The organism is Hamadaea sp., from assembly GCF_013362815.1.
Lineage (GTDB): Bacteria > Actinomycetota > Actinomycetes > Mycobacteriales > Micromonosporaceae > Hamadaea.
In genome coordinates, this window is record NZ_JABFVK010000035.1 from 1 (window position 1) to 23,887 (window position 23,887).

Genomic DNA, 23,887 nt, shown 5'->3' on the forward strand with positions numbered 1-23,887 from the left:
ATGTACATGCCTTCCGGGGCGGTCCCCGTCGGGATGCCCGTCAGGTGGCCGTCGCGCCAGTAGCTGTTTCCGGGATTGATGTAGAGCGAGTAGGCCTTGCTGCCCCCGACCGTCAGCGACTCGGTGGTCGCCCGCGCCGGGCTGCTCGACGTGGAGCCGGGAACCACGCTGGATCCCTGGTACCACATGTCGTTGCCGCGCCCCGACTGGTCGTATACCACGGTGATGACGCAGGTCGTGCCGGCGCAGAACGAATCCTGGGTCGCCGCGTTCGCCGATCCGCCCGCGGCCAGGACGCCGATGTCCCGGCTGGTGTTGTCCGAGGCGCGCCGCACCTGGTACAGGTTGCCGCTGTAGGCCTGGTAGAGCGCTCGGGTGGTGCTGTGCGCCGCGACGCAGGGCGTACCGCCGGCGGCGTAGATGTCGCACGGGCCCGAGCCGGGCGGAGCGGGAGAGGTGGACATCGTCGGCGACGGCGAGGGCGTCCCCGCCTGACGCCACTGCTGGTTCGCGCCGCCGTTGCACGACCACAAAATGATCTTGGTGCCGTTGGCGGTGGCCGCGCCGTTGGCGTCCACGCACAACCCCGACTGCACGCCGGTGATGGTTCCGTTGGCGTTGAGGTTCCACTGCTGGTTGGTCTGGCCGTTGCAGTCCCAGATGATGACCGCGGTGCCGTTGGTGGTTCCCCGGCCGCTGGCGTCAAGGCACTTGTTGCCGTACACATTCAGCTGCTGGCTGGACGTCAAGGTCCAGGACTGGTTCGCATTACCGCTGCAGTCCCACAATTGCACCTGCGTGCCGTTGGTGGAGCTGCTGTTGGGCACATCGAGGCATCGACCGGATTGTCCGCCGACGATCGGCGCGGGTGATCCGACGGTGGCGGCCAGGGCGACGGTGGTCTGCGCGGCAAGAGCGATGCCACTGGTGATGGCGAGGGCCAACGCACACAGCACGCCGAGCAGGGGTCGATGACGGGTACGCCGGAGACTGGAAACAACCATGGCGGGTTCCTCGCAGTGTCGAAGGGTGGCCGGCGCACGAGCAGGCGAGCCGCCGGTCGAGCGGCTCGTGGCACCGAGTGCGGCACGGGACGGAGGAGCGGTATGCAGGACGTCGACAGTGGGGCTTTGGACTGCCGGCATCCCATGTCAGTGGGGGCCACGGGATCGACGAGGGCAATCGTCTCGATCCCGCTGAATACCAATTACCGACCTCGCAAGGGATCGAAGTCAAGACCTTAAGCCTACTTACTTCGATCGATGTGTCGACTATGGACGGCTTCGGCACGATATCTCCATCTACCACTCTCTCGCTCGGTCGCACTGACGACTCTGGAGCTGGTGAGCAGATAACACATAAGTCATACTCTTTTTCAGACGAGGGGGAGGCGCGGTGTGACGCAGGCACGACCCACGCACGACCGGCATCCGGACAGGGTCTACCGGCCGGGCTACGAGGTGGCCGCTGAGCAGCTACTCGGGCTGATAACCCGGATGGGCCTGCGCCCCGGCGACCGCATGCCCACCGAGAACGAGCTGGCGATGCAGTTGGGCACCAGTCGCACCGTGGTACGCGAGGCCGTGAAGATTCTGTCCGCCCTCGGCCGGATCCGCGCCCACAAGGGCCGGGGTCTGTTCGTGGCCGACGACGAAGGCATGCTCGGCACCGGCCGGTGGGCGTCCTTCTTCGTCCCGGACGACCTGGACCACGTCTACATGCTCTTCGAGTTCCGGCGAGCCCAGGAGATGGAGACCAGTCGGCTCGCCGCGCGCCGCGCCATTCCGGCGGAGATGGCGGCCATCGAGCGGGCGGCCTCGCTGTGCCGCCGGGGCCTCGAAGCCGGACGCGAGGACGTGTTCACCGAAGGCGACGACGCCTTCCACCGGAGCATCGCGGTCGCCTCCCACAACATGTTCCTGCAGATCGCCGTCAACGAAGCCCGCCGCTTGCAGGCCCAATCCAACCTCTTCGGGCTGCACGGGTCGATCGGCGGTCATGCCGGCCAAGCAGTCGACGAGCATGACGCCATTTGCCAGGCGATCCGGGCCGGCGATCCGGAAGCGGCCGCCCAGGCAGCGGCAACCCACATCGACAACACATTGGACGAATACCGCCGGGCGATTCAACGGCGCATCTTCTCGCCAGACCGGTGACGATCAGTCGCCCGACTCCCGTAGGCGGGCCCGCTCCTGCTCGATGATCTGCCGTTCGGCGGCAGCGCGCGTACCGTCGTTGTCGGTCGTATCGATGGCCTGCGCGTTGGCGTCCTTGGCTGCGCTTGGCCGGGCGTATTCGTCGAAGAGCGCGGCCTTGCCCGCGACCAGCTCGCGCATGCGAGTGTCCACAGTGTCCTCGGCTACCAGCCGGAAGACCTGTACCGGCCGGACCTGGCCCATCCGATGGCAGCGCGCGATGGCCTGCTCCTCGGTGCTGGGTTTCCACTGCGGCTCCACCAGGATCACCACCGAGGCGGTCTGCAGGTTCAAGCCGACACCGCCGACGTCGATCTGACTGACCAGCACGGCTGGCTTCCGGCTGGCCGTGAACGCATCGATGACGTCCTGGCGCTGCAACGGAGGAGTCGCGCCGGTCAGAGGTCCATGCGCTCGGGAGCCCAACGCCGCCGCGACCGCGGTGAGCACATCCCGGAAGTACGAGAACACGACGACCTTGTGCCCTTCCACCATCGCCTCATGGGCGATCTGGCGGATGTGTTCGAGCTTGGTCGATGTCCTCGTCGGATCACCGAAGGTGGCCCGTCGCATGGTCATGAAGTGTCCGTCCCAGACGGCCTTGCGGTAGCCGGTGACTTCGTCGCGGGCCAGTGAGACCGGTTGCGCGGTCTCGATCCGTGCAGGCAGTTCGGTGAGCACGTCGGACTGGTTACGGCGCAGGTACGCCGGCGCGATGGCGTGGCGGAACGCCTCGGGTGAGGGCGCCGCGGCGGCCTGCCGGGCAACGGTGGGGTTGATGTGCTCGGTGAGCACGGCGAACTCCGCGACCCGGTTCTCCATGGGAGTGCCGGTCAGCAGGGCGACCCGCTCGATCCGTTCGATGAGGCGACGGCTCTGCTCGGTGCGCTTCGCGGTCGGGTTCTTGATGTGGTGCGCCTCGTCGAATGCCACCATGGCGACTTTGATCCCCTTGAGGTCCATCCGGCTCAAGGCGGTGTAGGTGCTCACGCCGATGCCACCCTGGCCGCGCCAGGCGGCGGTGTTCTTGGCGAAGTCGCCGCCGTACAACAGGCGCGGGATCAGCCGGCAGTGTCGCCGGATCTCGTGCATCCAGTTGCCCGCCAGGCTCGGCGGGCAGATCACCAGAAAGTGCCGCTCGCCCTGCGCGGCCAGGTGGCACATGGCAGCCAGCGTCTCGACGGTCTTGCCCAGGCCCATCTCGTCGCCCAGAATCACCCGCCGCTGCGCGAGCATGAACCGGGCGCCAAACGATTGGTAGCCACGCAACGTGGAGATCAGCAGGCTGGTGTCCAACCGAAGGTCGTCGATGCGGGCGGCGTCGCCGGGCGACAGATACCCGGCCGGGCGTTGCTCGCCGCCATCCCTGCCGGTGACCTCGGCCAGCAGTGTCAGGTAGGTTGCGGCGTCGGCCTGGTACCTGCGCCACAGCTGCTTGGCGGTCGGCTCGTGCGCCAGCGCCGCGGCCGCGGCAAGCATCTTGGTGCGGGCCGTGGTCATCCGCGGTGAACGCAAGGCCGCCTCGAGCGTCGTCAGCGCGGCGAGGTCGGCCTGGCGGCCCCGACGGCCACGAAACAGGCTTCGCCAGCGGCTGGTGGCGCGCCGGGCACCGTCGATGCTGCCGGTGATCCCCTGATGGAGTTCGCGGGCCCGGCCGAGGACGGGGCGCACCCGGCGACGGACGACGGCCAGCCGATGCAGCGAAAGCAGCAGCTGGGTGTCGGCCGGTGAACGGCGGTCCGGGTCCGGCCGTAATAACGTGCCGGCCTCGACGGACTCGGCCAGGGCCTCGATGGCGGCCTCGATCGCGGCGACGGACGTCGGTCCCATACCCGGATACTCGCGCAGCTGGTGACGCCGGGCGATCAGCTGGCCGACGGTGGTGAGCCCGGCCGCCCGCAGCGACCCGAGGCGCAGCCGGCCGTCGGCCGTCTCCCGCAACCGCTCGATGTCGGCCTGATGCAAGCTTTGCGCGAACAGCTGTCGGCGGTGCGCGTCGGCGATCCCCAGGATCTCCGTGACCAGCCGCTGCTCGGCGTCGAGCAGAGTCCGGGCGGTCCGCTGTGCATCCACGGCGTCGGTGATCAGGACACGCGTCTGCGGACCACGAGCGGCGACCATCACGACCTCGTTTCACTCGCCACGCCAGGGGACGGCTCGTCGTACCGTATCTCCTGGGCGGCGGCGGGCGGTGGCGAGTAGATCACTGGGCTGTTACCGACACGGCCGGCCGCCGTGCGTCGAGAATGTGACCGGCCTCGCCCGAATCAATGCCGCCTCATTCGCGGCTACCTGGGCGCGACGCGCCGGATCAGCCGTAGCGGATCAGCGATCCCCACACCCGGGGCGCAGAATCCTCTGGCAGCCATACGGTCACCGCGGCGTACGCCGGCACGGACGGCTTGGAGATAGACGCTCTCGAGCGGGAATGGGGACATCTACCGGCCGCGTTCGGCGACTGGGACCTCGCGCCCTGTGGGCGTTCCGGACGCTGGACGACGACGGCGCGCCAGCCACGGCGGACCTCGCCAGGGAAGCGCCTGAGGATTGAGTTAGAGTTGAGCAGTAAGGCGTTGATGGGGACGAGTAGCTTCGGACGCAGCCGAGAGAGACCTGGGGACGGTGGAAGCCCGGGGCGTGCCCGCTGTGAAGATCACCCCTGAGCCGTCGGAGGAAAGGCCTCGGCCGAGTAGAACCGACCGCGTGAATGAGCGGGCCGCTGTGCGGCCAAGGAGGGTGGTACCGCGGGGTTCGCCTCGTCCCTCCGGGAACGTGTGAACGAGACCGGAGGAAAGATGCCGTACCAGCCCGTGCCTGCCCAGGTCGACCTCCCTGCGCTTGAGCACGCCGTGCTCGACTTCTGGCGCGAACGCAAGGTCTTCCAGCGCAGCCTCGACCAATCGCAGGGCAAGCCCGAGTGGGTGTTCTACGAGGGCCCGCCGACGGCCAACGGCATGCCCGGCGCCCATCACATCGAGGCGCGCGTGTTCAAGGACGTGTTCCCGCGCTACAAGACGATGAAGGGTTTCCACGTAGCCCGCAAGGCCGGCTGGGACTGCCACGGTCTGCCGGTCGAGCTGGCCGTCGAGAAGGAGCTCGGCTTCTCCGGCAAGCAGGAGATCGAGGCGTACGGGATCGCCGAGTTCAATGAGCGTTGCCGGGCTTCGGTGACCCGGCATACCGACGCCTTCGCCCAGCTCACCGAGCGCATGGGCTATTGGGTCGACCTCGACGACGCGTACCGGACGATGGATTCGGACTACATCGAGTCGGTGTGGTGGTCGCTGCGGCAGATCTTCGACAAGGGCCTGCTCGTGCAGGACTTCCGGGTGGCTCCATGGTGCCCTCGGTGTGGAACCGGCCTGTCCGATCACGAGCTGGCCCAGGGCTATGAGACCGTCGTCGACCCGTCGGTCTACGTGCGATTCCCGCTGACTTCCGGCCCGCTGGCCGGTGCGGCCTCGCTCCTGGTTTGGACGACCACGCCGTGGACGCTGGTCTCGAACGTCGCGGTGGCCGCCCATCCGGATGTCACCTACGTCGTCGCCACCGACGGCACTGAGCGCCTGGTGCTGGCCGAACCGCTGGTGGGCAAGGTGCTCGGGGAAGGCTGGTCGGTCGAACAGTCCTTCACCGGTACGCAGATGCTGCGGTGGGCGTACGAGCGGCCGTTCGATCTGGTGGCGGTCGAGGACGCGAATTTCGTCGTGACGGCCGAATACGTCACCGTCGAGGACGGGTCCGGCCTGGTCCACATTGCGCCCGCCTTCGGGGCCGACGACCTCGCGGTCAGCCGCGTGCACAGTCTGCCCATGGTGAACCCGGTACGTTCGGACGGCACGTTCGACGACTCCGTGCCGATGGTCGGCGGCGTGTTCTTCAAGACCGCAGACAAGGCGCTGGTGAAGGACCTCGCCGAACGGGGTCGGCTGTTTCGTCACCTGCCCTACGAGCACAGCTACCCGCACTGCTGGCGCTGCCACACGGCCCTGCTGTACTACGCACAGCCCTCCTGGTACATCCGCACGACCGCGATCAAGGACGAGTTGCTGCGGGAGAACGAGAAGACCACCTGGCAGCCGGAGACGGTCAAGTACGGCCGCTACGGGGATTGGCTCGACAACAACATCGACTGGGCCCTGTCCCGCAGCCGCTACTGGGGCACGCCGTTGCCGATCTGGCGCTGCGAGGCGGGTCACCTGACCTGTGTCGGCTCGCTGGCCCAGCTGACCGAGCTGACCGGCCGCGATCAGTCCACACTGGATCCACATCGGCCGTTCATCGATGAGGTGAGCTTCGACTGCCCCGAGTGCGCCGCCGTCGCGACGCGGGTGCCCGAGGTCATCGACGCCTGGTACGACTCCGGGGCGATGCCGTTCGCGCAGTACGGCTACCCGTACAAGAACCGGAAACTGTTCGAGACGCGGTATCCCGCCCAGTTCATCTCCGAGGCCATCGACCAGACCCGCGGCTGGTTCTACACGCTGATGGCGGTCGGCACGCTGGTGTTCGACAAGTCGTCTTACGAGAACGTCGTGTGCCTGGGGCACATCCTGGCCGAGGACGGCCGCAAGATGTCCAAACACCTCGGCAACATCCTGGAGCCGATCCCGCTGATGGACCAGCACGGCGCGGACGCGGTCCGGTGGTTCATGGCAGCCGCCGGCTCACCGTGGTCGGCGCGCCGCGTCGGGCACAGCACCATTCAGGAGGTCGTTCGCAAGGTCCTGCTGACCTTCTGGAACACCGTCGCCTTCCAGGCGCTGTACGCGCGTACCGCCGACTGGTCGCCCTCGGCCGCCGACCCGGCCGCCGCCCACCGGCCGCTGCTCGACCGGTGGGTCCTGTCGGAGCTGAACACGCTGGTGGATGCGGTCGATGCCGCGATGGAGGCGTTCGATACGCAGCGGGCCGGCCGGTTGCTGGCGGCATTCGTCGACGACCTGTCCAACTGGTATGTCCGCCGGGGCCGTCGCCGCTTCTGGCGGGGCGACCCGGCTGCGCTCGCGACGCTGCACGAGGCCCTGGTGACGGTGACCAAGCTGCTGGCTCCGATCACGCCGTTCGTGGCCGAGCGCGTGTGGCAGGACATCGTCGTGCCGGTGACGCCGTCTGCACCGGAGTCCGTCCATCTGGCCGACTATCCGAAGGCCAACCCAGCCCTGGTAGACGACGGCCTGGCGGCCGACATGGCTCTGGTACGCCGCCTGGTGGAGTTGGGCCGCACGGCGCGCGCCGAGTCATCGGTCAAGACCCGTCAGCCGCTGTCTCGGGCACTGGTGTCCGCACCCGGCTTCGCCGAGCTGCCGGAGTCCCTGGTCGAGCAGATCATCGACGAGCTGAACGTCCAGAGCGTGCAGTCGTTGGTGGACGTCGGCGGATCTCTGGTCGACACCACCGCCAAGGCCAACTTCCGTACGCTCGGCAAGCGGTTCGGCAAGGCGGTTCAGGCGGTGGCCGCGGCGATCGCCGCGGCGGACGCGGCTGCCCTGAGCGCTTCGTTGCGTACCAACGGATCGGCTTCGGTAGAGGTCGACGGCTCGGTTGTGGAACTCGGCCCGGACGAGGTCGTCATCACCGAAACGCCGCGGTCGGGCTGGGCGGTGGCCAGCGGCGGCGGCGCGACCGTCGCGCTGGACCTGGAAATCACACCTGACCTCAGGCTGGCCGGACTCGCGCGGGAGGCCGTCCGGCTGATGCAGGAGGCCCGCAAGTCCAGCGCCTTGGACGTTTCCGACCGTATCGCGGTCCGATACGAGGCGTCGGGGGAAACCTCGGACGCTCTGCGGGAACATCGTTCGCTCATCGCCGACGAGGTCCTCGCCATCGTCTTCGAAACCGGTGCGGGCGCCGGTGAGCCGTTCAGCGACGAGGCGCTTGGGCTGAGGTTCTGGATCACCAAGGCGTAGCTCGTAGTAGCTGATCACACAGACGGGCGTCGCCCGCCGGTGTATTCGATCGCGCCCGCTCACGGCCGGTGGCCATCATGACCCGCGTGCCCGCGTTTCCTCAGTCTGAGCAGATCATCGGCGCGCTGATCCCGCCGACGCTGCCGCGCGAGCATCCGCCGCCGCTACCCGGCGCCTGCTGAAGTGCGGATTCAAGCTTCGTGCAAGCCTGGTTCAACCCACCGGGCTCATACTTGCCGTCGTTCGCAACGCAAGGAGGAGATCTCTTGAAGCTACGAATCGTCGCTGCCGCTGTGGCGGGTGTCCTGGGAGCCAGTCTGATCGCCACGCCGTCGTACGCGGATTCCGGGTGCATGAACCTGATCTTTCACACGCCGACCAGGACTGAAGCTCGGGGTTGCTTTTACAGCTACGGCGATCACTTCACCATCGGCGACTACCGTGCCGACGGCTACCGCGCGGTGGTCGAGTGGGAGACCGACTATGGGCGCACCGGTGAATGCCACGACGCCAACGGCGCAGACAACGGCGACGTCGACTGCAACGAAAACCTGGCCGAGACCGGCAGCGTCAGAATAAGGACGGTCATCCGCGACGGCTCGGACGGATGGAACAGGTACCTGACCAACTGGTCCCCCTGGATGAAGATCAGCTGATCGTTTTCCGGGGCAGGGTCCGGGTGGAACGGAGCGCCCACTCCGTGCGGGTTGGGGCACCACGCCGCGGCGCGCCGACACGCAAGTGACCCTCGGTTGGGGCGTCCCGCGAGGGGCGCCCCGATGTCGTCTGGCGCAGTCATCGACGCCGTCCTATCGGGCGGCGTCTTTGTGCTTTGCGCTGCACCCACCGGAACGCGGTGATGTCATCGACCTCCACGCCACGCTCGACCAACAGCTCCTCAACGTCGCGATAGGACAGATTGAACCGGAGATACCAACGCCCTGAGGCTGCGCCTCCAGTGCGCCGGGACAATCCAGGCGCAGCGCCAGCGGAGCCTGCCGAGTCTTCTTCACGTCGTCGTTGGCGGCGAAGCCCGGATCGTGAGGGTGAAGACGTTGCCGCCGCCGGGACGTGCGAAGACCGTGACGGTGCCGCCGTGGGCGGTGGCGGTCTGCTGCACGATCGCCAAGCCGAGTCCGGAGCCGGGCACGGCTCGTGCGTCGTCGAGCCGGTAGAACCGCTGGAAGATGCGTTCGCGTTGGTCCGCCGGGATCGTCGGGGCCCGGTCGGCGATGCTGATGTCGGCGTACTCGCCGGAGGTGGTGGTGCGTTGTTCGACGTGGACGTCGACGGTCTGCCCGGCGCGGCTGAACTTGGCGGCGTTGTCCAGTAGGTTCACGACGGCTCGTTGCAATGCGCCTGGCTGGGCGAGAACGGTGACCGGCTGGGCGGCGTGCAGCGTGTACGCCGTCTGCGGGAAGTGCGCTTCGGCGAGGTCGACGGCTTCGGCCGCCAGGTCGGTGAGGTCGATGGTCGTGGCGGGTTCGTCGACGGTTCGCGACCGGGCGAGGTCGACGAGGTTGCCGACGAGCTGGGCCAGTTCGACGCTCTGCCGATCCAGGTCGGTGAGCAGCTCGGTCCGGTCGGTCTTGTCCAGCCGGTCGCCGGCGTGGATCAGGAACTCCACGTTGGTCCGCAGGCTGGCCATCGGCGTACGCAGTTCGTGCGCGGCGTCCTCGATCAGTTCCCGCTGCTGGCGTTGGGCGTCGCCGAGACGGTCAAGCATGTGGTTGAACGCCTGCCCCAGCTGGGCGACCTCGTCCTGCCCGTCGGTCGGGATGGGGCTGGAGAGGTCACGGGTCTCCGCGACATGCGTCGCGGCTTCGGTGAGCTGGCGTATGGGACGCAGCCCGGCTCGGGCGACGACGTGTCCGGCGAACGCCGCCGCCGCGGCCGCGCCGAGAATGAGGGTCGCGGTGACGGTGCCGAAGCGTTGCAGGGAGCCGTCCGTGCTGGCGAGCGAACGGGCCAGCTGGATAGTCTGCCCCTGGTTGCCGCGGATGGTCAGGATCCGATATCGCCCGTCATCGGTGCTGATGGTGTACACGGCCGAATCCTTGGCTCCGCCGGCGACCGCCTGATCGTCGGCGCTCCACGGCAACGGCTCGGTGCCGTGCGGGACGGTGGCCCGGGTGCCGTCTGGATAGCGCAGTTGCAGGCGCATCTCCTTGTCGCCGTCCAGCGGCGTGGCCGGGATAGTCGCCGCCGCTTCGGCGCTCAGGTTCGGCAAGGGGCCGTGCGACATGACTTGCAACTCCCGGTCCACCTGGCGGATCAGCGTCTGGCTGAGCGCGAGCCAGGCCAGTAACCCGACCGACACGGCTACCACGGTGACTGCGGCGGCGGCGATGACGGCCAGGCGACGACGGATGGATGGGCGGCTCACGACTGCGCCACGCGGGTCGACTCTGCCCGCAGGACGAAGCCGACGCCCCGGACGGTGTGCACGAGCCGGGCGCGGCCGCCTGCCTCCAGTTTGCGGCGTAGGTAGCCGACATACACGTCGAGGCTGTTGGACGACTGGTCGAGGTCGAAGCCCCAGACGTGCTCGAACAGCTGGCTTCGGGTGAGTACCTGCCCCTGGTGCTCCATGAGGGTCTGCAGCAGGTTGAACTCCGTGCGGGTCAGATCGATCAGCTCGTCGCCGCGGTGAACCTGGCGCGCGCGCCGGTCGAGGGCCACGTCACCGGCCCGCAGGACGTCGGCCTGACCCGGCGGCGGCCCGGCTCGCCTCAGCAGCGCGCGTACGCGGGCAAGCAGCTCCTGCAGTGCGAACGGTTTGACGAGGTAGTCATCCGCGCCGGCGTCGAGCCCGGCGACCCGGTCGGCCAGGGCGTCGCGGGCCGTCAGCATCAGCACGGGGGTGTGATCCCCGGCGGCCCGCATGCGTCGGCAGGCGTCCAGTCCGCTGACGCCGGGCATCATGACGTCGAGCAGAACGAGATCGGGCTGGCCGGCGGCGACCTTCACCAGGGTGTCGGTCCCGTCGACGGCGAGGTCCACGCGGTAGCCCTCGAAGCGAAGCGCGCGCTCGAGAGCCTGCCGCACCGCGGCGTCGTCGTCGCTGACCAGCAGCCGGTAGCCCGTCGTCATGGCACCACGATAGGAACGCCGGTGCGGAGTCCGGCGGGATTCTTACCGCTTTCTTAGACACCCTTGAGGTTCCGGGCCGGTTCGCCGTCGATTGTCCGCATCGGTCGAGAGACGGAATCTTACAGCCTGTTGAATAACCGGTTGGTTGATCCAACAGCGCCCTTCTCGGGCGTCCTTACCGCTGACCGGCACGTGCTGGGTTGGTCGGCGTTGGGGTTCCTGCGTCACCGGGACGGGTTTCACCGGCGGGCTGACGCTCGCCGGTCAGAGCCGTCCCTCGGCAAGGCATTGATAACCGGGCCTCGTGCTTCGGGGTCCCGGGTCTGGGCGTCATGCTGCTCGCCCCAGACAGCGAGGTTCGCCGCGGCGTTCAGATCCCGATCCGCCACATGGCCACAGGCGGCGCAGGTGAACATCCGCTGCGCCAGCGGCAACACTGCAAGGATCGCGCTGCACCTCGAGCAGGTTTTGCTGGAGGCGAACCACCGACCTGCGGTGATCACCTGCCCACCCGCCCACTGCTGCTTGTAGCCGATCATCCGCGCCAGCTCCGCCCAACCCGCATCGCTGATCGACCGGGCCAGCCGCCGATTCCGGACCATGCCCGCCGTGTTCAGGTCCTCCAACACCAGCCGGTCGTGGGTTTTGACCAGCCGATTAGCAACCTCATGCAACGCATGCGCGCGAACGTCTCTGATGCGCCGGTGACAACGGGCCAGCCGCGCCACCGCTCTACTGCGATTCTTCGACCCACACCGTGCCCGTGACACCCGCCGCGACAAACGCCGCAGCCGTGGCAGACCCGTGCGCAACGGCCGCGGCGGCTCCACCCGCAGGATCTCACGACCAGTACCGTCGGCCGCGACCACCAACGCGGTCAGCCCGCGATCGACACCGACCCAACCCCGCTGGCCGTCCTCCCGTGCCGGGTGGCGGCGGGCGGGGTGCAGATCGGCGGCCTCGACGGTGACGCTGATCGTCCACCGGCCCGCGTGCCGCGACACCGTGACGTACCGGATGGTGGCGCGGCCGTTGCGTAGCATGCGCCGCAGGCGGCGGGTGTCCTCCCGCACCCGCACGATCCCGATCTTCGGCAAGCAGATAGTCCGCGGACCGGCAACCGGGTCGCCGACCTGGATCGCCGCCCGACCGGCGGTGGTCTTGTTGCGGATCCGGAACGAGCCCGTCGTGGCGGTTTTGCGTTTGAAGCGGGGAAACCCCACCCGAGCACCCCGGCGCTTGCCTTTGCGGGAGTCGGCGAACGCTGTCAAGGCCCGGCCACAGTCGACCGCAGCCTCCTCGAACACCTGCTGACAGACTTCGCCCCGCCACCGCAAACCCGTACTGTGCATGGTCGCCTGCTCAGAGGAGTCCACCACCCACACACGACCCGCCGCCGACCGCTTCCACCCATTGAACGCATTGATCAGGTCAAACCCGGTCCACGGCACCTTCACCGAACCGTCAGCAGTCTTGCCCTTCGCATCCAATGCGTCCTTGACCATCGCCAGACACTGGTTGAACGCAAACCGCGCCGCACCTGCATGGCGCCCCAACACCACCAGCTGCGATGGTGAAGCATCGGCGGTGAACCGGAACGCCGCGAACCTAGCCACGCCGTCAGTCTCCCAGCCACCTACGACAACGAGTTCTTCAACAGGCTCTTAGGGAACTCTTAGAAACGGTTCCAGATGCTCTTAATGTCCGGCTCCAAGCTGATGCCGTTCACCTGACCACCACCGGTGATTCACCCGCCGTTTGCCGTACGGCCACCGGGCGGGTCTGATCCGGACCGGAAAGAGATGGTACTGCGTCATGCGACTGCGCCTTGGCCGCAAAAAGCCTCCCGACCAGGTCGAACCGCCGGCGATCGAAGATGGGTCGACCTCGGCGGACGACAACGACCACGCTGGTCACGCGTTGCGCGCCCCGAGCGCGCTGCACGCCTTCAACCGTTACGAGATCAAGTACCTCGTGCCGAGCGTCAAGCTGCCGGAACTGCGGCGTGAACTGCAGGCCCGGCTCGATGACGACGACAACGGCGTCGGCGGGTCGTACGGGGTGTGGAGCGTCTACTACGACACCCGGCATCTGCGTTTCTATTGGGAGAAGATCGAAGGTTTGCGGTTCCGGCGGAAATTGCGGATCCGTCACTACGGTGACCGGTCCACAGTCGGCGACGACACCACCGTTTACGTCGAGATCAAGCAGCGCGTCAACCGGGTGACCCAGAAACGGCGCATCGCCCTGCCGTACGGGCAGGCCCGGGAACTGTGCGATCTCCGGCGGCAGATCGACCACCTGCCTGCCCAGGCCGGCTTCGTCAACGAAGTCCTGGGCCTGGTCTCCGGATTCGATCTGCGGCCGACCGCCACCACCGGTTATCAGCGGGAGGCGTACGTCGGGCGCGACGCCGACCTCGGCCTGCGAGTGACCCTCGACCACCGCGTACGCGGCCGGGACCGGGACTTCGACCTGGCCGCCGACAGCGAGAACCGGCTGATCATTCCGGCGTCGTTGTCGGTGCTGGAGTTCAAGGCGAACGACCGCGTCCCGTATTGGCTGACCGATTTGGCCGCAGCGCTGGACCTGTCGATCGTCCGCGTCTCGAAGTACTGCCAGAGCATCGAGGCATTCGGCCAGGCGCCCCGCTCGATCTTCCACATCCCCGACGACCCCGCCATCCCCGACGCTGCCGTCGACCCCGACGACGCAGCTATCTCCGACGACCCCGCCGTGGCGAGCGCTGCGGCCGCAACCGTGAAGGCATGACCGTGAACTTCGAACTGCAAGACCTCACCGGCACGTTCAGTGTCACCGACATCGTCGTCGCCCTGATCCTGTCGTTCGTGCTCAGCGCGATCATCGGCTGGGTCTACCGGGCGACGCACCGCAATGTGTCCTACAGCCAGTCGTTCGTGCAGACCCTGGTCATCCTGGGCATGCTCATCTCGTTGATCATGCTCGTCGTCGGCTCGAACATCGCCCGAGCGTTCGCCCTCGTCGGAGCGCTGTCGGTGGTCCGGTTCCGCAACGCGATCAAGGAGACCCGCGACGTGGGGTTCATCTTCCTCGTCATGGGCGTCGGCATGGCGACCGGTACGCGGTTCTACGTGTTGGCGATGGTCGCGACGGCGGCCATCTGCTTGGTGATCATAGTCATGCACCGGTTCAGCTGGTTCCGGCTGTCGGTCCAGCGTCAGGTCGTCAAGGTGCAGGTGCCGCCCGAGGGCGACTACACCGCCGCCATCCAGGATGTGCTGATCCGGCATACCACGGAGTTCGAACTGGTCAGCATGGAGTCCATCCGGGGCGGCGCGCTCACCGAGTTGATGTACACGGTGCGGCTCAAGAAGGGTGGGGAGCCGAGTGACCTGATCGTCGCGCTCGGCCAGGTCACCTCCGGGCAACGGGTCACCGTGCTGACCGGGTACGACCAGACGGACCTGTGATGGCCGACGAAAGCCTTACGGCCGACGAAGGTGTTGTGGCCGGCGAATCTGTCACGGCCGGTGCGCGAGCGCCGGCCCCTCGCCTCAAGCACCGTATCCCGGTGCGGGTACGCCACTACTGGAAGCTGCTCGCCGTCTGCGGGCTCAGCCTGGTGGCGCTGGTCGTGCTCGCGGGCAACGTCGAGATCCGGCCTATCGTCACCAGCGGCGGCGCCGGCAAGTCCGACGACGTCGTGGAGAACGTCGCAGGCACCGTGGACCTGTTCGACGCGACCATCGCTCACACCATCACGCTCAGCTATGGCGAGGCCGAGTACCAGCGGATGATGGACGAGTTCATCGCGACGGGGGAGAAGGAGTACCTGCGCGCCGACCTCACCATCGACGGCACCGTCGTGGAGGACGTCGGCATCCGCCTCAAGGGCAACTCGACGCTGTCCGGTCTGACGCACAAGGGCAAGACACGATCGTTGTTCGGCGAGGACAACGGCGGTGGACCGGGCGGGGGCCGCCCCGGTGGCGGCTTCCCGGGCGGCGGGCAGATCCCCGGAGGTGGCCAGATGCCGGGTGATGGGCAGATGCCGGGCGGTGGCCAGATGCCTGGCGGCGGGCAGATGGCGGACGGCCTTCCCGGCGGCGGTATGGGCACGGTCTCGCTCGACAGCAGCCGTCCCGAAGAACTTCCCTGGCTCATCAGCTTCGACGAGTTCGCCGACGGCCGCCGCTATCAGGGCCATCGGCAAGTCGCCCTGCGAATCTCGGGCATGGGCGGCGGCAGCACGGTCCTCAACGAAGCCGTGTCACTCGCCCTCATCGGCAAGACCAGCGAACCCGCTCAGCAGTACGCGTACTCCGGGCTCCGGGTCAACGGGCGACCGGTCAGAACCAGGCTGCTCGTCGAGACGCCGGACGCCGGGTTCGCCGAGAGCCTTGGCGATGGAGTGCTGTACAAGACGTTGAGCACCGGGCAGTTCACCTACCAAGGCGAGGACCAGACCGACTACACCGAGGACTTCAAGCAGATCAACAACAAGGGCAGCTACGATCTGCAACCGGTCATCGACCTTGTGAAATGGGTCGAGCAGTCGTCCGACGCCGACTTCGCAGCGCACCTCGCCGACCATGTCGACGTCACCGCGTTCGCCAAGTACCTGGCCCTGCAGAACCTGCTGCTCAACTTCGACGACATGGCCGGGCCCGGTCGCAACCTGTATCTCTGGTACGACCTGAGCACCAAGAAGTTCCGGATCGTCGGCTGGGACTACAACCTGACCTTCAGCGGTAGCGCCACTCAGGGCCCGCACGACTCCACCTCCATGGGTGGCCGGTTCGGCGGCGGCATGCAACTGCCGGATGGCGTCAAGCTCCCCGAGGGATTCACTCCGCCGCAGCAGGCCGGGGGCGATCCCGGCGGCGGCTTCAGCATGGGCGGCAACAAGCTCAAGGAACGGTTCCTCGCCGCCGACGCCTTCAAACAGATCTACGACGACGCGTACCGCGAGCTGTATCGGAATTTGTTCGGCAACGGCGCCGCAGAACAGGCGCTTAACACGATCACCACCACCCTGTCGAAGGTGGACGGATACGACGCCGCCGCGGTGAAGTCCGACGCCGACAAACTGCGCTCGACCATCCAGCAGCGTACGACCGCACTGGCCAAGGACGCCGTCGTCACCGGCTGATCCTGGCCGCGGGCCCGGACACCGCCTCCTCATCTGGTGTCCGGGCCCGCGATACGCGCCATGATCACTTTGACGTCGGAGAACGCGACGGGGCGGCGCTCGTGGCGTCGAATACAAGCGTGGCTTCAGCGTTGCAGCGTCAGCAGACCGGGCCGATAGGGCAGCAGGCCGTAGTCGATACCGTCGGAGTTCGGGTTCCGGCCCTGGTACAGCAGTTGAAGGTGGCAGGCGTCGATGGTCATGGTCTGGTCGGCGTTAGCCCGGACCAGGTCGCCGTGGCTGATGTCGTTGGTCCAGGTGGCGCCGCTGTTGGCCTTGCCGGCGAAGGGGTTGCTCTCGGTGGCGGCCTGTGGTGTCCACGATCCGCCCAGGCTGGTGGCGGTGAACGAGCGGAAGTAGCGCCCGTGGGTTCCCATCGCCTCGACGATCATGAGGTACTGCTGCCGGCCCTGGACCCGGTAAACCTGAGGCGCTTCGAACAGGTTGCTTCTCGTATCGCTCATGATCGTGGTGTAGGTGGCGCCGAAGGTACCCGGGAAGTTGCCGATGGGCATGCCGGCGCGGTAGATCTTGCCGTTGTCCCCGGCGAAGAACAGGTACATTTTCGACGAATCGCCGATGATCGTCTGGTCGATCGGGCCGGAGTCGGAGCCGGCGATGGTTCCGGAAAACAGCGGCTGTGGCGACGACCATCCGTTCGGATTGGTGGGATCGCTGGAAGTCCGGTAGGAGAAGGCCTTCGCACCCCACTGGTAGGTGAGTACCCAGATCTTCTTCGGGGCGAAGTAGAACAAGGTGGGTGCGACCGTGCCGTACGGCACGGCTTTCTGGCTGGCTGAGCCCATATTGGACCAGCTGGTGAATGGACTGAAGGCCATCGAGCTCCAGGCGCTACCGCCGTCGTGGGTCGTGGCGTAGACGAGATGCTTTCCGTTGTAAGGCACGGTCGTGAAGTCTTTGAGGGATACCCAACCTGACTTCGGGGTCGCCAGCGGACCCGTCGATGTCCACCGGTACCGCGACGGAAGTGCGCACGTGACTGCATTCGATTTGGCCGGAACGCCGCCGGAGGGTTGGTGCGTGGGGACGCTCGACGGCGACGCGCTGGTGGCCGCCGAGGGTGACGACGGCGTGGGGCTCGCGGCGGCCACGTCTGGCGGCTGCGCACTTCGGGTTACGTCGGCCTGCTCCGCCGGCCCGGCAGCGCAACCGGCGGCGGCCCAGAACATGGCTGCTACGACGGCGATTGCAAATCCAGACCGCCGGCGAAGGCGCAGCTGCGACGGCGACATAGGGGCGTCTCCTAGGGTTCGATCAAGGGGGTTGCGTGGACGGATGGGGCTAGCGCCGATGCGACTCGAAGCTCGCCCGGCGTCTCGCCGCCGATCGGCGACGCCTCATCAGCGTCCCGGTGATAGCGCCGGCGGCCAGGAGTGCCGCGGTGCCGACAAGCCACACGGCGCCATGACCGCCGAGGGATGCCCGCTCGGGGGAGTGTGCGTCAGCCACGGCTGGAATCGACGACGTTGACGGCGAGAGCAGGTCCGTCGATGGCGACGGTGAGCCAGACGCCGCTCGAGCGGAGGCCGACCTTCGCGGCGTCGGTGTGGCCACGGGCGACGGCGAGGCGGTGGCCGGGCGGGGGCTCTGCGGTGCCGCTGAGCCGCCGACCGTGATGGTGGAGTTTCCGCTGCTGTGGTACCCCTCGGTGGCCAGGATCATGTAGTTGAAGCGGCCCAGTTTCAGTCCGTAGCGCGCCCAGGCGTCGAAGTGGTTGCCGGTCGTTATTGTGCCGCCGGTCTTCTTCGACCTGCGAACGCTCCAGTACTGCGGGAACGTAGCGGTGCCGACAATGGATGGGGCGTCGTATCGCATCGTCTGGTAGACGTCGTAGGTTCCGCCGTCGCTGGTGACAGTGCCTTTGAAGGTTCCCGTCGGCCGGTAGGTGCCCCAGTTGTCGACGATGTAGTACTCGACGAGGGGGTCGGTCGTCCATCCGTAAAGGGTGAGGTACGCGTTGCCGGAGGGATTGAAGCTGCCGGAGTAGCGCACGCTTTTGCGGCCCCCGGTGCTCCAGCCTTTACCGGCGACGAAGTTGCCGACATCGCTCCATGAAGTGCGGTAGTTGCCATCGGGGCCGAGTGTCATCGAGACGGAACCGGCGCGGTCGGACCAGAACGAGTAGTGGTATCCATCGTCGGTGCCGGCCTGGTAGCCGGTCTGACGGGAGGTGATGGTCGTGTCGGCGTAGGCGGCGCCAGGCAGAATGATCACTGCCGTGAGCACCGCCGCGAAGCAAGCGCTGCGGCGGAGTAGCCAGGCGCGGCTCTTCGGATGGACAGGTGAGTTGGTCATCACGTTCCACGTTGTCAGGGTTGCTGGAAGTTGCGAGTGGTCCATATCCGCTGGGACAGGTACTCCTTGACCCGTTTGACGTATTGCTCCGCAGCGTCGGTGTGCCACCGACCGGCGAACCACACGCCCAAACAGCCCCACGCGTCACCGGCCTTGTACTGCGAACCCCTGTCGACAGTGTTGAGCCAGGTCATCTTGCCCTCGTAGCAGGACCGCCAGACCGCGTACGCGTAGTCGGCGTTCATGGCCGTGGACTTTTCAACGCCCGGGAACGCCTGCATGTTGTACGGATACCGGACCTGCATAATGCCGTAGCTCTCAGGGCATTTGCCGGGGGCGCCGTCCTCCCCGAGCCCGTGCCCGGCTGGACAGCGCGACGCGTCGGTGCCGTAGTCGCCCTTGTTGTCCATGTGCCACCAGCTTTCGATGGCGGCCTGTGCCTTGACCATGTCTTCGTCGATGCCCCACTTGCAGGCAGCCCAGCGCAGGATCTGCTCGGTGGTACCGGTGAACTTGCCGTCGACGCGGGTTAGCGGCGCAGTCGCGCCCGGCACGGTGTGCCCGGTGGTCCGGTTGGCAGTGGCGTTGACCGCCTTGTTCTCGCGGATCGGTTTTGCGCGGACGGCGGTGGCGCACTGCGCGCCCGATGGCAGCTTTGCGCCGGGCGGCAGCAATCCGAACCGGGACACGCTGGGTTTAGGGCTGGCGTCCGACGGCGATGGTGACGTAGACATGCTCGCGGTGACAGCCGGTTGCATCGACTCCGTACCGGCAGCGGCTGTGGGCTCTTTAGGCGACGGCTCGTCGAACGCGCCCCAACCGTTGGCAGCGACGACACCGATGCCGAGCACCACGACGGCAGCCGCGGCCGCGATCGCCGGTTTCGCCGACAGCACTGATCCGGCCTTGGCAAACCAGCCACCTGAATTTCCGCTACCGGCGTGCGCGCGCCCGCCGACGCTTGCTCGCAGCTCCGGCAGGGCGAGCCCGACCGGCAGGGGGACCAGAGCCAGTCCGACAAGCAGGCGGTCGGCCGGCACAAGATCGCTCCAGCGGTAAGCACACCTGTCGCACTCGCGCGTGTGGCGGGCGAATCGCTTGCGCCACAAGGGCGAAGGCAGGCCGTTCCAGTCGCGGGCCAGCGAGGCGAGCTGGGCGCAGCGCGGTGAGGCCCGCAGCGCCCGCACGATCACGCGGGCCGCGTCCAACTGTTCCCTCATCCGCCGAACCCGGTCGGCCACTTGTTGCGACGTCAGCTCCAGCGCATCCGCCAGCTCCGAGCGGGTCAGCTCACCGGCGGCTTCAAGCCACCACAGCGACAGCAGATTACGGTCGCCCTCGTCCAGCCACCGGGTCGCCTCGGCTACCTCCAGCCGTTGCCCCTGCAAGCCGAGTTTGGCGATGGTCAGGTCCACGAAGTCGGCCGCGGGATCGGCGAGGTCTGGGTCCAGCTCGGTGGGCGACGCCAAGCGGTTACCGGTCCGCCATCGCCCGCGTACCTGCTGGATCGCGATCGCGACCAGCCACGGCCGGAACCGTTCCGGGTCGCGTAGGCCCGGCAGCCCACGAACGGCATGCAGCATGGTCTCCTGCACGACGTCGTCGACGTCGGCGTGCCCGTCCATCGAGCGGCCGACGATGTTGTACACCAGCGGCAGGCATGACGCCACGAGCCCGTCCAGCGCCGCCTGGTTTCCGCGCATCGCCGCGGTCACCGTCGCCGGATCGAATCTCACGTCTTGGTACACCTGGCTCGACCTTTCACCTGCCGTCGGCATATCGCCGGTCTCTGGTTTAGGAGATGTACGCGCAGCGGCGAGATGGCAGAAATCGTGGGAACTGGGGGAGGAAATTTTCCGGTCGGCTGGGAACGGCGGGATACCGGTGCATGCCGCCGCTGCCGACGGCAGCTCCTGCACGGGCGCCTATCGGCAGGTCAACGCATACTTGTCACGGCGTGAGCGGGTCGCAGCGGAAGCGGTCCAGAGGTTCCGTGAGCCGGGGGGCAGGTCGAGCGGTGCCGTAGTGGGCTTGCCTCGAATCTTCCTGTTACATCTTGACGAAGGTCACTTTTAGCGCTCACTGTTCACCTTGCGCGTTCAAACCCACGATCGGTGGGCTGCGCATCGGCGTCCCTCCCCACCATCCGTCCCCGAATTGCCACCGGGAAAATGTGAACGCTAACACGCCGCTTGCCTGCACCGATACCCGCGCGAAGGCTCGCCGGCTTACAGCGGGCCTCTCGGCTTCACGATCGCGAGAAAAGGTGGGTTCCGTCGCAAGACCGAGCCTGCCCGCCGCAACATCGCGCGACGCAGAACCCTGGCCGGCCCGCCATCCGTCCGGGCCGGAAACTCCGCACCGTCAATTTCCACGATTTCTGCCATGTCACTACCGCATACGCATCTCCTTAATCAGAGTCCGGCGAGCGTCAACCGCGCTCGCCCCTACTGACATAGGAGTACGTCGAGATGCGATCCATCGGGTGCCGCCCCCGGCGGCCAGCGTTCACGAGCGCCATCGCGGCAGCCATGCTCGCGGCCGTGACCGCTTGCGGCGGGCCGTCCGATACCGCTCCGGCCGCCAGCACGCAGGAGAGCCTCGCGGACGCGACGACGTCCCCGACCGAACTGGCTTCGCCCAACTCCTCGGTCTCAGCGTCCCCGTCGGCTCGCGCGAGCGCCACGTCCGGTGGCTCGACCAAGCGGTTCCTGGGCAGCAGCACGGTGCTCATCGGCGGCTCGATGTCCGACGAATCCGCCAGCGCGGCGCCGTTCGATCTGCGGTACGCCTACATACACAGCCAGCCCGCCCCGTCGTCGGCCTACTATTCGGCATCGCGTTGCCAGGCCGGGTGGTCGGGCTGGTGGGGTTGCTGGACCGGCCCCACCACCGCGCCTGGCACCCAGGTGACCGTCTACAAAAGCATGGCGGCCAACGCTACCTACCAGGGCCGCCCGCGCCCGCAGAAGTTCTTCTTCACCTGGTACTCATTGCGCGACCTTGGGGATGCGGCAGGCGAGGGCGACGGACCGGGCGAGGTCAAGGCCATCAACCGGCTTGACCTGCTCACGCGGTATCTGAACGACTACCGGTTCTTCCTGAAGAAGATCGGCAAGTCGCCCGACGCGATCGACCTCGAGCCCGACTTCTGGGGATTCGCACGATCGCTCGGCAACCTGCACAAAGTCCCGGCGCAGGTCTCGGGCGCGAATCCGACCGACTGTGGGTCACACGAAAACAGCGCCGCCGGACTCGCCCGCTGCCTGATCGCAATGACGCGCAAATACGCGCCGAACGCCGCGGTGGGCCTGCATCTGTCCTGCTTCGACTGGGAGTCGAACCCAGACAAATGCATCAAAGATTACGCGGATCTTGGCGCAGGCAACGGCGACTTCCTGGTCAGCGATGTGTCGGACCGCGATGCGGGCTGGTACGCACAGCCGGCCCACGGCGGCTACGACAAATTCTGGAACGATCAGAAGGCCGCTGCCGCGCTGCGGTTCTACAAGACGATGGCCGAAGCCGTCGGTAAGCCGGTGGTCTTGTGGCAGATTCCGGTCGGCAACATGGTGCAGAACAACACTCCCAACCACTACAAGGACGACAAGGTCGATTGGTTTTTCCGGCACATGGATCAGGTGGCCAGGGCGCATGTCGCTGCCCTGCTGTTCGGTGCCGGATGGACGGAACAGACGACGCCCGAGACCGATGGCGGAAACCTGATCCGCAAGACGATCGCCTACCGCAAATCGGGCGGTGTGCTGCTCAAGTAGGGGAGTCTACTATCGACGGTCGGTTGAAAGCGTTGCAGCTCAAGTGCCACGAGTGGGGGTTCTCCCCCTCGGACACCAACCTGTGATGTCTGCGGCGACCGCGGTCGCGCGATCACCATTCGCGGGTGGAGATCAGTTCCTCGATGTCGGCCTCGGCGAACCCGTACGCCGTAGCGACGAAGTGGAAGTCCATGCCGATCGTGTCGCGGGCAACGGTCTCGATCTCGCTGCCCGCCTGGTCGAAGACTTCCTCGAGCTCGTTGAACTCCTCCGTCGCCGCATGAGTGATCGCGTAGAGCGCGGCGAGGTCCGTGGGCTTCTCGGTTTCGATGCGGTCACACATCCGGACCAGGATCGCCTTGCCCAGGTCGACGAGATGATCCGGGTAGTAGCCGTCCTGGTACATATCAGCGAGAAACGAGTAGCCCGCCACTTCCTGATTGTGCGGCACGGTTCTTCTCCATACGTGCGGGGATTCCATCGTCGATGTCGCCGGACGACCCACATCAGCTTAGATCAACTGGGCAGGACAAGGGCCGCAGATACTCGCCGACCATGATCGCGTCGAGCCCGCGCTGTCCAGCGGCCTTTCGCCTGAGGGCATGACAACGCGCGGGACACTTGCAGCCGCGGAGGTCGATCCTTTGCTGCCGACGACGGCTGGCTACGCACGGATCCGGCTCGCTCTGGGCCTGGCCCTAGCCGGACCGGTGACCTGTGTTCGTCATCGGTTTCCCGCCCGGCCAGCCCAGCGAAACAGGCTGTAGTAATTGTGTGCAACGACGTCGCCTTGGTCGACCTCTTGCGTTACCTGTGATCGACGGCTCTTTGACAAATTTGTGACACCGCAGGCCTTTCGTTTGTCACATTCAACGATACATGTGCATGTTAACGTTCTCACCGGATGGACGATCCATCTAAATATTGAGATGCGGGAGGCATCATGATCAAACGGGCAGCGGCAACCATTATGGTTGCTCTCGGCGTAGCGGCCGGGACCCTCGCGATCGCACAACCGGCGTCGGCGGCCCCGGCGAACTACTACTGCAACTACGGCCCGAGCCAGGACAACTGCTACTTCTACTACAGCCACATGGCTGGAGCGCAGGGTGGCATCCTGCCGGCCGTGGCAGATCTGACGACCTACACGTTCAGTTCGTCTCAGACCGCCCCGGGAGCGGGCGCCGTCCTCGGCGCGAACTCGATGTCCGGGATCAACGGTGACAGCGTCAACTGCGTGCACATCTGGAGCGCCGTGAACTACACCGGCAACCAGCTGTTCCTGAACAAGTACGGCGTGGGCGTTTACACGTCGTATGACTTCGGCGTCGTCAGCAACGCCAACCGGTCCCAGTCCTGGGGCTGCTGACCCTCCGGTCAGACCGTAAACCGCGGGTGGTGTTCCAGCCCATTCGAGCTGGGCTG

17 protein-coding genes are annotated in these 23,887 nt (G+C 66.9%); 8 read left to right on the plus strand and 9 right to left on the minus strand.

Going from position 1 to position 23,887, the window contains the following annotated elements; translation table 11 throughout:
• Positions 1-1,004, minus strand: a 1,004-nt coding sequence (locus HOV77_RS17985) for an arabinofuranosidase catalytic domain-containing protein (protein ID WP_290863563.1), incomplete at its 3' end; no start/stop codon positions are given.
• A 393-nt stretch (positions 1,005-1,397) separates the two neighbouring features.
• Between HOV77_RS17985 and HOV77_RS17990 the strand changes: the two genes are divergently transcribed.
• Positions 1,398-2,156 (plus strand): FCD domain-containing protein, encoded by a 759-nt coding sequence (locus HOV77_RS17990; RefSeq protein ID WP_290863564.1) that lies wholly within the window; start codon positions 1,398-1,400, stop codon positions 2,154-2,156.
• A gap of 3 nt (positions 2,157-2,159) precedes the next feature.
• Here HOV77_RS17990 and HOV77_RS17995 read toward each other — a convergent pair whose 3' ends face one another.
• Positions 2,160-4,316 (minus strand): DEAD/DEAH box helicase, encoded by a 2,157-nt coding sequence (locus HOV77_RS17995; protein ID WP_290863565.1) that lies wholly within the window; start codon positions 4,314-4,316, stop codon positions 2,160-2,162.
• Positions 4,317-4,990: 674 nt separating this feature from the next.
• Here HOV77_RS17995 and ileS point away from each other — a divergent pair.
• Together ileS and HOV77_RS18005 are read left to right on the plus strand one after the other, a co-directional pair.
• Positions 4,991-8,104: an isoleucine--tRNA ligase gene (ileS, locus tag HOV77_RS18000; protein WP_290863566.1), complete on the plus strand. Its 3,114-nt coding sequence runs from the start codon at positions 4,991-4,993 to the stop codon at positions 8,102-8,104.
• A gap of 266 nt (positions 8,105-8,370) precedes the next feature.
• A complete protein-coding gene (locus HOV77_RS18005; RefSeq protein WP_290863567.1) occupies positions 8,371-8,760 on the plus strand; it encodes a hypothetical protein in 390 nt (129 codons plus the stop codon).
• A gap of 353 nt (positions 8,761-9,113) precedes the next feature.
• On the opposite strand, the gene HOV77_RS18010 is transcribed toward HOV77_RS18005, so the two are convergent.
• The 3 genes from HOV77_RS18010 to HOV77_RS18020 all read right to left on the minus strand — a co-directional run bounded on the left by HOV77_RS18010 (position 9,114) and on the right by HOV77_RS18020 (position 12,813).
• Entirely contained in the window at positions 9,114-10,490 is a 1,377-nt protein-coding gene (locus tag HOV77_RS18010) for a HAMP domain-containing sensor histidine kinase (protein WP_290863568.1), read from the minus strand.
• Positions 10,487-11,197, minus strand: coding sequence for a response regulator transcription factor (locus HOV77_RS18015; RefSeq protein ID WP_290863569.1), 711 nt, complete (start codon positions 11,195-11,197; stop codon positions 10,487-10,489). Before HOV77_RS18015 ends, HOV77_RS18010 begins: the two co-directional genes overlap by 4 nt.
• Before the next feature lie 239 nt (positions 11,198-11,436).
• Positions 11,437-12,813 carry an RNA-guided endonuclease TnpB family protein gene (locus HOV77_RS18020; RefSeq protein ID WP_290863570.1) on the minus strand — a complete coding sequence of 459 codons (1,377 nt, stop codon included), beginning with the start codon at positions 12,811-12,813 and terminating at the stop codon, positions 11,437-11,439.
• Between the two features lie 199 nt (positions 12,814-13,012).
• On the opposite strand from HOV77_RS18020, the gene HOV77_RS18025 reads away from it, so the two are divergent.
• From HOV77_RS18025 to HOV77_RS18035, 3 genes are all read left to right on the plus strand, one after another.
• Positions 13,013-13,969, plus strand: coding sequence for a polyphosphate polymerase domain-containing protein (locus HOV77_RS18025; RefSeq protein ID WP_290863571.1), 957 nt, complete (start codon positions 13,013-13,015; stop codon positions 13,967-13,969).
• Positions 13,966-14,649, plus strand: a complete 684-nt coding sequence (locus HOV77_RS18030; protein WP_290863572.1) for a DUF4956 domain-containing protein — start codon at positions 13,966-13,968, stop codon at positions 14,647-14,649. Before HOV77_RS18025 ends, HOV77_RS18030 begins: the two co-directional genes overlap by 4 nt.
• A 101-nt stretch (positions 14,650-14,750) precedes the next feature.
• A complete protein-coding gene (locus tag HOV77_RS18035) occupies positions 14,751-16,331 on the plus strand; it encodes a CotH kinase family protein (protein ID WP_290863573.1) in 1,581 nt (526 codons plus the stop codon).
• A gap of 125 nt (positions 16,332-16,456) precedes the next feature.
• Here HOV77_RS18035 and HOV77_RS18040 read toward each other — a convergent pair whose 3' ends face one another.
• From HOV77_RS18040 to HOV77_RS18050, 3 genes are read right to left on the minus strand one after another with little or no spacing between them, the layout of a single operon-like run.
• Positions 16,457-17,623, minus strand: a complete 1,167-nt coding sequence (locus HOV77_RS18040) for a non-reducing end alpha-L-arabinofuranosidase family hydrolase (RefSeq protein ID WP_290863574.1) — start codon at positions 17,621-17,623, stop codon at positions 16,457-16,459.
• A gap of 49 nt (positions 17,624-17,672) precedes the next feature.
• Entirely contained in the window at positions 17,673-18,686 is a 1,014-nt protein-coding gene (locus tag HOV77_RS18045) for a glycoside hydrolase family 11 protein (protein WP_290863575.1), read from the minus strand.
• A gap of 14 nt (positions 18,687-18,700) precedes the next feature.
• A complete protein-coding gene (locus HOV77_RS18050; protein ID WP_290863576.1) occupies positions 18,701-20,434 on the minus strand; it encodes a sigma-70 family RNA polymerase sigma factor in 1,734 nt (577 codons plus the stop codon).
• 783 nt (positions 20,435-21,217) lie between these two features.
• On the opposite strand from HOV77_RS18050, the gene HOV77_RS18055 reads away from it, so the two are divergent.
• Positions 21,218-22,462 carry a hypothetical protein gene (locus HOV77_RS18055; protein ID WP_290863577.1) on the plus strand — a complete coding sequence of 415 codons (1,245 nt, stop codon included), beginning with the start codon at positions 21,218-21,220 and terminating at the stop codon, positions 22,460-22,462.
• Between the two features lie 112 nt (positions 22,463-22,574).
• Here HOV77_RS18055 and HOV77_RS18060 read toward each other — a convergent pair whose 3' ends face one another.
• On the minus strand, positions 22,575-22,913 hold the full coding sequence (locus HOV77_RS18060) for a DUF5713 family protein (protein WP_290863578.1): 339 nt from the start codon (positions 22,911-22,913) through the stop codon (positions 22,575-22,577).
• A gap of 492 nt (positions 22,914-23,405) precedes the next feature.
• Between HOV77_RS18060 and HOV77_RS18065 the strand changes: the two genes are divergently transcribed.
• The gene (locus HOV77_RS18065) at positions 23,406-23,831 is read left to right on the plus strand and encodes a hypothetical protein (protein ID WP_290863579.1); all 426 of its coding nucleotides are present in this window, start codon (positions 23,406-23,408) and stop codon (positions 23,829-23,831) included.
• Positions 23,832-23,887: the final 56 nt, after the last annotated feature.

Excerpts from the sequence above, each read along its gene's own strand:
- HOV77_RS18040 (WP_290863574.1), bottom strand. The coding sequence starts at position 17,623 with ATGTCGCCGTCGCAGCTGCGCCTTCGCCGGCGGTCTGGATTTGCAATC.
- HOV77_RS18025 (WP_290863571.1), top strand. The coding sequence starts at position 13,013 with ATGCGACTGCGCCTTGGCCGCAAAAAGCCTCCCGACCAGGTCGAACCG.
- HOV77_RS18030 (WP_290863572.1), top strand. The coding sequence starts at position 13,966 with ATGACCGTGAACTTCGAACTGCAAGACCTCACCGGCACGTTCAGTGTC.
- HOV77_RS18045 (WP_290863575.1), bottom strand. The coding sequence starts at position 18,686 with ATGACCAACTCACCTGTCCATCCGAAGAGCCGCGCCTGGCTACTCCGC.
- HOV77_RS18055 (WP_290863577.1), top strand. The coding sequence starts at position 21,218 with ATGCTCGCGGCCGTGACCGCTTGCGGCGGGCCGTCCGATACCGCTCCG.
- HOV77_RS18015 (WP_290863569.1), bottom strand. The coding sequence starts at position 11,197 with ATGACGACGGGCTACCGGCTGCTGGTCAGCGACGACGACGCCGCGGTG.
- HOV77_RS18065 (WP_290863579.1), top strand. The coding sequence starts at position 23,406 with ATGATCAAACGGGCAGCGGCAACCATTATGGTTGCTCTCGGCGTAGCG.
- HOV77_RS17995 (WP_290863565.1), bottom strand. The coding sequence starts at position 4,316 with ATGGTCGCCGCTCGTGGTCCGCAGACGCGTGTCCTGATCACCGACGCC.
- ileS (WP_290863566.1), top strand. The coding sequence starts at position 4,991 with ATGCCGTACCAGCCCGTGCCTGCCCAGGTCGACCTCCCTGCGCTTGAG.